Genomic DNA, 10,936 nt, shown 5'->3' on the forward strand with positions numbered 1-10,936 from the left:
ATGCTATGAGCTTTGAACAATTGATGAATTCATACGCTGCTCGTCAGCAGATAGATGAGCTGGAGTATGAAAACGACAGATATTCTCTGTTGGTTAATGGTCGGATAGAGGTTGCCTGTTTTCAGGCCAATGGTCGCTTTTATGCTTATAGCATCATTGCCAGGCTGCCCGGGGATAATAGTAAGCGTGAAGAATTGTTGATCAGGCTGCTGGGAAAAAACCTGGCTCTGGTTGCCCATGAGCGTGTTTCATTGTGTATCGACCCTGATGTCGATGCTTTGGCTCTATATGCTTCTGCTCCGATAAAGAGCCTGAATGTTGATGGTATTGAAGAGGTCATTGCAGCATTGGCCAATAATCATGCACTTTTTGTCAATTGGGTTGAGCAAAGTGCCCCCCCTGGCCCAGCCATGATGTTCATGTCCTAATAGAAGCTGCTGTCAGTTCGATATATAAGGTATGTCAATGATTAGAGTTGTTCGATATGCCTTTGAAAAAGCAGCAATCCACTGGTTCCTCAATATTTGGTTGCCTGGTTGCCAGTACTGAAGCTGCCTATTTCAATGGACTCCGGCGTGCCAATGACGGATTTCTGAAAGCCATCATTCGTTACAGTCGATTCAAAGAGATACATATATTTTCCCCTCAGTCGTTATTGCCGGAGTTGAGAACCGGCTGGGAATCTTTTCTTCAGCATTATGGCAGTGATAAAGCCATCCATTTCTTGCCGGCTCATGAGTTAAACCGGTATTTTTCCAGGGTCAGGTACCAGGTTTTTCATCAGGGTGATCCCTGGGTTGGTCATCTCGCAGCGCTTCGTGATGCGTACTGTGTGGAACCATTTCCTATTACGGGTCGGGCTCATACGCTGAGTACAGACTCAAATATGTCAAATACCCGTGATTTATTGTTGTCACCGCTAAAAAGCTGTGACGCAATTTTATGCAGCAGCGCAGCGCAGAAAAAAGTGATGATGCGTCTGTTGTCTGCTGCAAGTTCCAGTATTTCAGATCATATTGGTGTGGCTATACCTTACAAGGGGAGTGTTGCAAAGCTGCCCCTGGGGATAGATCCTGATGAGCGTTATGCAGGAAGTAAAGAGGAAGCCAGAGAGGTATTGGGTGTTGCTCAGGAATCTTTTGTCATTTTAACCCTTGGCCGGATTGCTCCTTCAAACAAGATGGACCTCCATCCGGTATTGCTGGTAATGAATGATCTGGTGGAGGGTTATGGGCACCGAAATATCAAATGGATTATTGCGGGTGCAGGAGATGCTGGCAATCCAACGGTGCAGTCCCTGTTAAAACAAGCTTATGATTTAAACCTTGAAGGCAGTGTCCGCTTTGAGCTGGAAATTGCAGATGACCGTAAACATCAATGGCTGTCAGCCTGTGATCTGGTTCTGACGCTTTCGGATAATATTCAGGAAAGTTTTGGCATCGTACCTCTGGAAGCAATGGTTAATGGCAAGGCTGTTGTTTTATCCGACTGGAATGGCTATTCGGAATTGGTTGATGATGGGGTCAGTGGCTGTTTGATTGAAACCGTATCGACAGATTTGGATGATCTCGCCCGTCCACTTGGTTCATTATTGACGGACCATGCCCATATGCTGCAAGCCCAGGGGACAGCGGTTAATTTAAGCCAATGTTCAGAGAAAATTCATCAGTTGATTCAGGAGCCTGAACTTCTGTCTGGCATGGGAGAGCAGGGAAGGCAGAGAGTATTTGAGAATTATCGATGGGAAGCCGTTGTTGATGAGTATCATCAGTTGGTGAGTGGTCTGAATAAAGACGCTGATCAGATTTCCCGATTAAATAAAAGGCCAGTTGGGCTTCCTTATCATCAGATATTTGAGCATTACCCAGCCAGTCAGTTGACAGATGACCAGTTCCTTACGACAACGGATCGAGGTGTTAGATTGCTGCTGAGATCCGAGCAGTTTGTTCACTATACCGAAATGGACTCATTGTTAAAAACGGACCTGATTGACCAGGTAGCCCGTCTTTGTCTATCCGGTTGCCATGTGACGGACCTGAAGGCGAAGTTTCCTCAGGAACCGGCACTTCTGTTGAATATTATGTGGATGTGTAAATATCAACTGCTGGCTCTGACCGATAAACCGTCAATAAATCAGGCTGACCATCAAAAAAGATGGTGGCCTGAAGAGCAAAGGCTCCCGGCTGAGGTGATGCTGCATCTGGATTGTGTCGAGCCTCATCGGTTCAGGCTTCTGGAGCCTTTGCTTTGCTGGCTGGATGTGCAGCTGGCGTTCTACCATAACCAGTCAGAAAGCCCTGAATTTCGAGCGAGCCTGCTCAAGCCCTTTGCTGCAAAGCTGGATGGTCAGTTGTTGCAGGCAATTGGCTGGGTTGCTGAGATGAAAGGGACTGTGCAATATACCGATGTGTTGGACTCTGTCGTTGAGCAGGGCGGGCTGGTATTCCTGAGTGCTGAATTTCCTTTGTGGTATCGTTTGAATCGCTTATGGATTATCCGTGCACTGAAAGACTTTAAACAATTATTTGCCCGGTTTTACAGAGATCTTGGGGGTGTCAATCAGCTATTTTCTGATCGCTGGCAACAGCCAGCGCAGAGTATTGCCCGCCTTGATTTTCCGTTAAGTACTTCGTCTTCTTGCATGATTGCCATTATCGTTTGCGATAATGGCGAGAAGCTGGTTTATAAAAACAGGGATCTGGCTGTCGAGCGGCAGATTATCGGGCATACTGCTGATAACAGTAATATCGCCGGTAAGCTTAACCAGTGGCTGGGTGAGCAACCTGGGCTGGCGACCATAAGGATATTGTCAGGATCTTTTCAAGGCGCTTACGGTTATAGTGAATTTGTTGATAGAGGTCTCAATGAGGTGCTGGATGATCAGCAGATAAACGATTATTACCAGCGCCTGGGAGTTATTGCTGGTTTATCGATCCTGTTGGGAATGGGGGATGTTCATAATCGGAATGTCGTATCCAGAAATGGCATACCTCATCTTGTGGATGTTAAAGCTGCTTTCTGCCCTGGTGTTATAAAAGCGTTCGAGTCTGAGTTGAATGATCCCCGGGGAGCCTTCTGTGGCACGGATAACAGCTTTATGCTCACGTCTCTCTGGAGCGTTGTTGAACAGTTCCACTTTAATGGTTATCGGGATTGCCTCTTCCAGTTGGTTAATGGTGAATTGATTGAGATGCCGCCGGTGAAAGAGAGTCTGGTGACCAATAATTTGGTCCGGACCGCTGCGAGTGACACGTTATCGAACATCAAGCCTTTCCTTTGCAGTCAATATGCCAGTGCTTTTGAAAAAGGCCTCGATGCTACGTTCAGGGTTGTTGTGGATCATCACGATGACTGGTGTGCGCTTCTGGAGCGTTGTAAAGGAATGACTGTTTGTCACTTACCGCGTTTAGATCAGGAGTTCTATTGGCAACAGAAAGTGAATCTATGGACCTTTCATGGCTTTCAGGCATTCTCAGGAAAGCGTCTCAAGGGGTATTTTGACAGGGTGGTAAGTCGATTATGTCAGGGGGCAGAAGAGATTCAACGCTGGGGTGAACCTGAGTGGTTTGAACCTGCAACAACGCTGTCAGATGAGTTGGTGAAGAATTTGCTTTCTGGCTCAATTACTGAGTTCAGGCGTGAAGTTGGAGGGAAGGGAGTATTCAGTGAGTCTGGTTCCGGGCTATCTGAAAGGGTAATTTCTGACCATTATTTTTCAGTTGATACGTTAAGCAAGTCTGTCCGTCTGGTGCAGACTATGGCTGAGAACCCTCAGCAACTGGAGCAATTTCTAATCTTTCTTACGGCGGTGGTCAAGCAGTGGATGATTGAGAAAGCGGTGCCGGGGAAAAACTTCCCGGAAGCTTTGCGAGGTAAGCTTCCGGAATAAGCTATTGGCCGTGGATGTTGGCAAGAAGTTCTCTGGCCATTTCAGCGGGTTCTGCCTCTTTTGAAGACAGCAGTGGTTTAAGATAGTCTTCACTTTCTTTATTACGTCCCTCAAACATCAAAGCTAATCCCAGAAAGGCCTTGATAGTAGGATCTTCAGGGTGCTTTGCCAGACCTTCCTTATGCAACAGGTCAATAGCTTCCTGATGACGTTTTCGATTCATAAACTCAAGGGCAAAGCCGATGGTGCTAAGCGGGCTGTCAGGCCTGGCGGCTTCAATACCGTTGAAAATGCCAAAAGCATGTTTTGGCAGCCCGGTTCCGCTGGCCATAAAGCCAATATCCGCCAGAGTTTTTAAAAGTTTGTCATCAATCATTGCTGACTATCTCCATCCATAAAATTAGTTTAGAGCTTCTGAATAATACTCTGTATCGTATCCTTGATGGATTTGACGATACTTGAACGAAGACCTTCAACAATCATGTACTTGTTGAACTCTACCTGGAACTCAACCATATCCTTGGTACTGTTAGGATCCATATTGGCGACACGGGTTTTCAGTGCTGTATCGAGCGCTTCTGCCTGGCTTCCGAATGTTTCAGATACTTTGTCAAAGCTGAAACCGGCGCTTCCTGGCTGATTGTAATTCGGGTTGTAGGTATCCTGGTATGCCATGGCTGAGTTCCCTCTCAGGCTTTTGATTGACCGTGATGCTGTTTCCAGCTCTTATCAACGACCTCCATAGCCGCAACTACAGCGGTGAGCAGGCTGTCGATTTTTGAAAAATCTTCCGGAGCTGCGCCTTTATCTTTTAATCCTTTCAGGCGAGTCGCTTCAGAGAGTAAATGGTTAAGGATCTGATCCCGGTAGGAGCCGTCCTTATCTTGAATCAACTGTTCTTCAGTTGTTGAGAGAAGAATATTCTCTTCATTTTTCGGTTTGTCCGTCACGGTTCCCTCCAAGACGGTATTTGATTCTGTCAGTTCCGTTAGCTAATAAAAGATACTCAAGGTTGATATCTTCAATTATATACCCATTAGAAAGTTTTGCTCCTATGAGGTACTTGGAACCATCGATCAGTATCACGTAAGGCACTTTGCCCATACTGATACCGCGTATATTTAACGATAAAGGTGATTGACTGTCCGTTATTGTACCTCCTGCATACTTGGTGGCTAATTCAATGGATGGTTTGTTGGCGTATTTTTTCTGAAATTTGGCTACTACCGTTTGCAGGTCATAAACTTGTCCTTCATCCAGCAGGTGCCCTTTCAGGATCACCGTTTGATCCCGGGTGACGACATGAATTCTTGGTATCAACCCTTTTTCCCGCAGCATGGATTTGAGGGTATTGACCCGGCTAATCTGGTTCTCAACCTGATCAACAACTGACGTAAGCCCATAAATCTCCTGTTTGAGCATGCTGATAATGTTATCAAGCTCATCAGAAGTTGAAACATATCCGGTTATCACCAGAGATCCGGGCGTGTTATCCAGCTCCAGCTCAAGTTTGTCATAACCACGGTCTCTGAGAAGCAGTTCAGCGTTATCACGCATTTCATTCATAACAATGATCTGCAAATTAAAAGGAATGCCCTGCTTTCTGAGAAATTTTTGCAGTTCAAGTCTGTCCTGAAGCGTTGGTGTATAACCCGACACGAGTAATGATTTATCGGGCAGCTGTTTGAACTTTACCTCTTTAAGTCCAAGCTGGTCCCTGGCCTTTGCCGAGATTTCGAGAACTCCCGGGATGCTTGTTACTTTTTGTACTTCGGTATCCGTGTTGGAAATCATCAGACTCACGCCGGCTATCATAATCAGCAGTATGACTGGAATGGCGGCAAGCCATCTTTTATCAATACTTGCTAAAAAGGATGTATCATCAAAATCGTCCTCATCTTCTTCGTCATCCTCTTCATCCTCATCTGACAGTGGCTGCTGAAAGTCAGATCCAGATAGATCCAGCTCATCTGGGTCAGGGGATGGCAGCTCTTCCTCGCTGACAGTCAGTTCCTGTGTTGGGGGAGGGGCTATGTTCGGCAGTGCCAGAGGTGGCCACTCTGCATCAGCGGGGCCGATAGCTATAAACAGGCTGCTTGAGGTAACAATATCAAAGTGGCGGTACTGAATACTCGAGCCTGCGGGCTCGCCATTTACATATAAAGGCGTATCCGCTGTGCTTGATTGGATTTTGATCTGGCCATCATTGGAAATCTCAATAATGAGCTCGATATCATTCAGGTTGTCGTCGGTTAATACCAGGTCACAACCATCATCTTTACCCAGGGAGTACCTGCCCGGCTCGATGGGGATCTCGGCACCAATATGGTTGCCGGAGAGTATTTTCAGGTAAAATTCAGTCATCAATGACCTCCTGCCATGGTAAAGCAGAAAATGATCTGACTGGGCTCGTAGACGGTTTTATGGTCAACATCCTGTTGATTCTGTCCGTAGTTAGTACTGGTGTCTTTACGTGCTCTGACTATCTGCGTAAATTGTGTCTTAAAAAATAGATTAAGGTAAAAAAAACGTCATTGCCAGAGATTACATGATAATTATTCGGCAAATTCGTCACTAATTAGATGCCTGTCGTTAAAATATTGGGTAAAATTCCCTGAAAAGGTTAAATAGCCCTGATAACAATAACCATAAAATAAGAGGCGCAGTGTTATGGATGCATCATTCTGGAATGGTAAAAGGCCTGCTGGGGTTGGTGATTCTGTTAACCCTGATGAGTATTCCAGTGCTTTATCTGTGATCAATGCTTTTTTAAATGAGAATGGCTCGCTCCCCGCATTTACAGGCATAGGACATACACTGACTTATGCTGACATTGATCTTTACAGTCAGCGGTTTGCAGCATACATCCAAAGAAATACTGATCTGCAACCGGGGGATCGAATTGCGATTCAGATGCCCAATCTTCTACAGTACCCGATTGTCGTTTATGGCGCGTTGCGAGCCGGATTGGTTATCGTAAATACCAACCCGCTTTATACTGCCCGGGAAATGTTGCACCAGTTCAAGGACTCGGGAGCAAAGGCGTTAGTATTTTTTGAAAACTTTGGTGATCTCGTTGAAGAGGTGGTTGGTCAGACAGAAATCAAGCATCTTTTTGTGACCCGGCTTGCTGATATGGTCCCGGCTCCGAAACGGCAGGTGGTTAATTTCCTGGTCAAATATGTTAAGAAGATGGTGCCACGGTATTCCTTACCCCAAGCAGTTCCGCTGCTTGACTCCTTCAGGGCTGCAAAAGCCTCTGACTATCAACCGATTCCGGAGGGTAAGCTCTCTGATCCCCTGGTACTTCAATACACTGGTGGTACTACCGGGGTGGCCAAAGGTGCCATTTTGACTAACAGGAATTTGATAGCAAATATGCTTCAGTCCAAAGAGATGCTGTCTCAAGTGGATGAACAGGGGCAGAAAATTTTAAAAACAGGGCACGAAACGCTTATCGCACCCTTACCGCTTTATCACATATATGCCTTCACAGTGCATTTAATGTGTATGCCGTTTATGGGGAATCACAGTATTCTGATAGCTAATCCGAGAGATACAGATACATTTATTAAGTTTATTAAACCGTGGCGTTTTACTGCTTTTATTGGCCTGAATACCCTATTTGCCAGCTTGCTGAATCATCCCAAATTTAAAGAATGTGATCTCTCAGGTTTAAAGGTAACTTTATCCGGAGGGACAGCGCTGCAGGAGGCAACGGCTCAAAGGTGGCATAAAGAGACCGGGTGTATTATTTCTGAAGCTTATGGGTTAACAGAGTGTTCTCCCGCCGTTTGTATGAATCCAGCCGGTGATTTGTCACAGCCAGGTACAGCGGGCCTGCCAATACCTTCCACAGAGCTGAAAACCATAGACGAGAATGGTGGTGAGACTGCGATAGGTGAGCCTGGGGAGCTTTGTGTCAGGGGGCCGCAGGTTATGTCCGGATACTGGCAGAGAGCTGAAGCAACAGCCGAAGTACTCAGTACGGATGGTTGGCTGAAAACCGGTGATGTCGCTGTGATCCAGGAAGATGGGTTTGTCAGAATTGTTGACCGCATCAAGGATATGATTCTGGTTTCCGGTTTTAATGTCTATCCGAATGAAATTGAGGATGTTGTTTCCGGCCATCCGAAGGTGGCAAACTGTGCAGCCATTGGAGTGCCCGATGAGAATACCGGGGAGAAGGTCAAGTTGTTTGTTATCAAGTCAGATGACAGTCTTACAGCTGACGAGTTACTAAACTGGTGTCGTGATTATCTGACGGCCTATAAAGTGCCCAAAGTGTGTGAATTTCGTGATGAATTGCCGATGACACCGGTTGGCAAGATTTTGCGCAAAGACCTTCGGTAGTCATAGGTTGTGAGTTAACCTGTTATGCTTTGGTGGGATCCATTCGGAAGGGTGGTCTCTTTATCACAAGTCCTGTAATCCCTGGTAATCAGGGTTACAGGATATTTTTTATCTGTCGTTTATATGTCAAGGCGTTTCTGGCAGTCAGTTATGCTGATTGCTGGTCATGGTTTGAGAAGTAACGGTGCAGTATTTCAGGGTCGTCTTTCAAGGCGTTAAATGCGTCTTTGGCATCGGTGGGGGTAATGCTGGTGCGATCCAGTTTCATGCGATGTATAGAGGCATCAAACCAGAACCAGTGATTGTCTTCGGTAAGGCATAAGGCTCTTACTGAATAGCTGGTCGCTGGAATGAAGGGCAGGGGCATTCCACTGGTTAGTTGCTTTCTGACAATGGTGGAATTTTGACAAGAGTAGGTGGTGTTGTGGTAGATCCGCTCGAAACGGTTGAATTCGTGACCAAACATCTTGTTTGCCATAATGTCCTGTTTTTGACTCAGGTAATACAGTGCAAAAATGCCAGCCACAATCAGGATAAAGCTTTCCATTTTTCATACCTCGTGGGTTAATGCACTGGGCTTCCCTGCGGCTTCGGAAAACCCTTATATGTATTCTATACGCATTTGTACAACTACGTTCAATTAACATCGCTGATGAGGTTGGGGTTTTTACTGGAGAAGGATCACAAGGCCCAGTCAGCAATCATCTGTTTGGCTATCGGCCGAAAAGCATCTTTTCCATAGAGTGCATCAACTAATTTAAATGAAAATCCCATGGCATTGCCCGGGCCCTGGGCTGTTATAACCCGTTTCTTTTCATCCACGACTACGGTGTTTCCGGGATGTGTCAGGGCACCTTCCATTTGCTCCATGAAGCTGGGGTAGCAAGTCGCGTGGACGTTATCCAGTAAACCGTGATGAGCAAGAACAACCGCAGGCGAGGCGCATATAGCGGCATACCATTTTCCGGCTTTTTGCTGGTCATGCAGCAGTGTTATCAGCGTTTTGCAGTTCTTCAGGTTGTCGGCACCGGGCATGCCACCAGGAAGGGCGATCAGGTGAAACGGCTTGCCTGTGCAGGCTTCTATATGCACATCTGCTGTGATCTGTGTTTTGTGTGAGGTGGTGATGGTCTGTTTGCCATCAGGAAGGCAGCTGGCTACAGTGACTTGTGCGCCCGCTCTCCTGAGTGTATCTATGATGGACACAGCTTCAATGTCTTCAGAGCCATCAGCAATTGGGATGAGAACCTGTCTTGGCATGGTAGACCCTATTTAGAAGGTGGGGTGTTAAGTAAATGTCTGCAGCTTAAGGCCGTATGGGATCTTGTGCGGGTAGTTAAAACTGAGAGATAAAGCTTCTGTATATTGGCTCTCTTCTGCACAGAATCAGACTACAAAATGAGAAAAAATGAATAACAGGATTGTTTTATCGTCGCTTTCAGTTCGCATTAAGATATTTAAACAGGCTCTTATGCCGACAGAATTTTAATCTAGCAGATAGTTAGGGCTGGTGAGATAAATTTGATAATGAATTGGTATTATGCCAGTTGCCCGGCAAGGTTATAGCCGAGGGTGTAGCCACTGTGGTAATCAGACACAAGGTGGTTTCTGTGTCTTGTTCCTCTGGAGGTGTTCAGTGGCTTCAGTGGCGAGATATGAACCAGATGTACGCTTGAGTCTTGTGCAACTGATTCCGCAAGATCTGCCGCCTGGTTGTAAATGATGTTCTGATCTTTTATCAGCGTTGACACGGCTGGCATTTGACGATTTTGCCAGGCATAAATTTTTGACCCGGTCGCTGAGCTTTTACGAAAGTTTGCTTGCCTGGTTCTAAGTACAACAATCTGATTATGGCCGTCATCAATCGCTTTTTGTATTGGCAAGGGGTCTGATAAACTGCCATCGGTCAGGGCGTGGTCATTAACCAATACCGGCTTTCGATAAATCATGGGTAAGGCGCTGCTTGCCTTCAATGTGTCGTTGATGACCTCATTTGGTGTGTTGCTGTCAATGCTGTGATAAACGGGTTTTCCACTTTCAATACATGTGCTGACAACGGTAAAGCGTTGAGTGTTCAGCCTCTTTCTGAAACGGTCAAAGTTTAAAGCGTTTTGTTGTGAAAGCTTTTGGAAAAACCAGTCAAGATCAAACAGATCCCCACCCCTGATGTGGCGCAGAATACTGATAAACTCAGAGTCAAGGCATAGCTTGGTATAGATATCAAGATTGCGTCCACGTTGACCCGCAATAAATGAACTGAGATTCAGCGCGCCAGACGAGACGCCATAGTAACCATCGAAAGCTTGGACTCGTTTATCAAGAAAAGCGTCCAGAATACCAGCGGTGAAAATGCCACGCATACCTCCACCTTCAACAACCAGCGCTCTTTTTATGGATGAGGAGGGGGCGATGTGTTGCATGGTTGGAGTGATGAGGTTCTTAATTGAGATAAGATGGTTGCGGGAGCTGGATTCGAACCAACGACCTTCGGGTTATGAGCCCGACGAGCTACCAGACTGCTCCATCCCGCGACAAAACTGCTCAGCTGATTCTTTAAAAAATAAAGAAACATCAACTGCTTTATGAAAGTGGTTGCGGGAGCTGGATTCGAACCAACGACCTTCGGGTTATGAGCCCGACGAGCTACCAGACTGCTCCATCCCGCGACAAAACTGTTCAGCTGATTCTTTAAAA

General features: G+C 46.1%; 10 protein-coding genes and 2 tRNA genes. 3 read left to right on the forward strand and 9 right to left on the reverse strand.

Features of this window, described 5'->3' with window-relative positions; all coding sequences use genetic code 11:
* Window positions 1-5 precede the first annotated feature (5 nt).
* Together ACO6UY_RS15585 and ACO6UY_RS15590 are read left to right on the forward strand one after the other, a co-directional pair.
* Window positions 6-428: a CesT family type III secretion system chaperone gene (locus tag ACO6UY_RS15585; protein WP_180966426.1), complete on the forward strand. Its 423-nt coding sequence runs from the start codon at window positions 6-8 to the stop codon at window positions 426-428.
* A gap of 56 nt (window positions 429-484) precedes the next feature.
* Window positions 485-3,889: a glycosyltransferase gene (locus tag ACO6UY_RS15590; protein ID WP_422448429.1), complete on the forward strand. Its 3,405-nt coding sequence runs from the start codon at window positions 485-487 to the stop codon at window positions 3,887-3,889.
* Between the two features lies 1 nt (window position 3,890).
* On the opposite strand, the gene ACO6UY_RS15595 is transcribed toward ACO6UY_RS15590, so the two are convergent.
* Genes ACO6UY_RS15595 through sctD form a run of 4 tightly spaced genes read right to left on the reverse strand, consistent with a single transcriptional unit; the run spans window position 3,891 to window position 6,253 of the window.
* Window positions 3,891-4,265 (reverse strand): tetratricopeptide repeat protein, encoded by a 375-nt coding sequence (locus ACO6UY_RS15595; RefSeq protein WP_101746243.1) that lies wholly within the window; start codon window positions 4,263-4,265, stop codon window positions 3,891-3,893.
* Window positions 4,266-4,294: 29 nt separating this feature from the next.
* Entirely contained in the window at window positions 4,295-4,564 is a 270-nt protein-coding gene (locus ACO6UY_RS15600; protein ID WP_101746242.1) for an EscF/YscF/HrpA family type III secretion system needle major subunit, read from the reverse strand.
* Window positions 4,565-4,578: 14 nt separating this feature from the next.
* The gene (locus tag ACO6UY_RS15605; RefSeq protein WP_163371874.1) at window positions 4,579-4,851 is read right to left on the reverse strand and encodes a hypothetical protein; all 273 of its coding nucleotides are present in this window, start codon (window positions 4,849-4,851) and stop codon (window positions 4,579-4,581) included.
* A complete protein-coding gene (sctD, locus tag ACO6UY_RS15610) occupies window positions 4,817-6,253 on the reverse strand; it encodes a type III secretion system inner membrane ring subunit SctD (protein ID WP_422462220.1) in 1,437 nt (478 codons plus the stop codon). Before sctD ends, ACO6UY_RS15605 begins: the two co-directional genes overlap by 35 nt.
* A 306-nt stretch (window positions 6,254-6,559) precedes the next feature.
* Here sctD and ACO6UY_RS15615 point away from each other — a divergent pair, with 306 nt between their 5' ends.
* Complete coding sequence (locus ACO6UY_RS15615) at window positions 6,560-8,242, forward strand: AMP-binding protein (protein ID WP_422448425.1); 1,683 nt, start codon at window positions 6,560-6,562, stop codon at window positions 8,240-8,242.
* A gap of 148 nt (window positions 8,243-8,390) precedes the next feature.
* Here ACO6UY_RS15615 and ACO6UY_RS15620 read toward each other — a convergent pair whose 3' ends face one another.
* From ACO6UY_RS15620 to ACO6UY_RS15640, 5 genes are all read right to left on the reverse strand, one after another.
* Window positions 8,391-8,789 (reverse strand): hypothetical protein, encoded by a 399-nt coding sequence (locus tag ACO6UY_RS15620; protein ID WP_209275073.1) that lies wholly within the window; start codon window positions 8,787-8,789, stop codon window positions 8,391-8,393.
* A gap of 134 nt (window positions 8,790-8,923) precedes the next feature.
* Window positions 8,924-9,502, reverse strand: coding sequence for a DJ-1 family glyoxalase III (locus tag ACO6UY_RS15625; protein WP_422462218.1), 579 nt, complete (start codon window positions 9,500-9,502; stop codon window positions 8,924-8,926).
* Between the two features lie 278 nt (window positions 9,503-9,780).
* Entirely contained in the window at window positions 9,781-10,662 is an 882-nt protein-coding gene (locus ACO6UY_RS15630; RefSeq protein ID WP_422448420.1) for a patatin-like phospholipase family protein, read from the reverse strand.
* Between the two features lie 34 nt (window positions 10,663-10,696).
* A tRNA-Met gene (locus tag ACO6UY_RS15635) sits at window positions 10,697-10,773 on the reverse strand.
* Window positions 10,774-10,831: 58 nt separating this feature from the next.
* Window positions 10,832-10,908: transfer RNA gene (locus ACO6UY_RS15640), tRNA-Met, on the reverse strand.
* Window positions 10,909-10,936: the final 28 nt, after the last annotated feature.

Origin of the sequence: Endozoicomonas sp. ALE010 (assembly GCF_049310165.1) — a bacterium.
Taxonomy (GTDB): domain Bacteria; phylum Pseudomonadota; class Gammaproteobacteria; order Pseudomonadales; family Endozoicomonadaceae; genus Endozoicomonas.

Bases quoted from the DNA above. Each gene is read 5' to 3' on its own strand.
- ACO6UY_RS15620 (WP_209275073.1), bottom strand. From the start codon at position 8,789: ATGGAAAGCTTTATCCTGATTGTGGCTGGCATTTTTGCACTGTATTAC.
- ACO6UY_RS15630 (WP_422448420.1), bottom strand. From the start codon at position 10,662: ATGCAACACATCGCCCCCTCCTCATCCATAAAAAGAGCGCTGGTTGTT.
- ACO6UY_RS15615 (WP_422448425.1), top strand. From the start codon at position 6,560: ATGGATGCATCATTCTGGAATGGTAAAAGGCCTGCTGGGGTTGGTGAT.
- ACO6UY_RS15625 (WP_422462218.1), bottom strand. From the start codon at position 9,502: ATGCCAAGACAGGTTCTCATCCCAATTGCTGATGGCTCTGAAGACATT.
- ACO6UY_RS15595 (WP_101746243.1), bottom strand. From the start codon at position 4,265: ATGATTGATGACAAACTTTTAAAAACTCTGGCGGATATTGGCTTTATG.
- ACO6UY_RS15600 (WP_101746242.1), bottom strand. From the start codon at position 4,564: ATGGCATACCAGGATACCTACAACCCGAATTACAATCAGCCAGGAAGC.
- ACO6UY_RS15590 (WP_422448429.1), top strand. From the start codon at position 485: ATGCCTTTGAAAAAGCAGCAATCCACTGGTTCCTCAATATTTGGTTGC.
- ACO6UY_RS15585 (WP_180966426.1), top strand. From the start codon at position 6: ATGAGCTTTGAACAATTGATGAATTCATACGCTGCTCGTCAGCAGATA.
- sctD (WP_422462220.1), bottom strand. From the start codon at position 6,253: ATGACTGAATTTTACCTGAAAATACTCTCCGGCAACCATATTGGTGCC.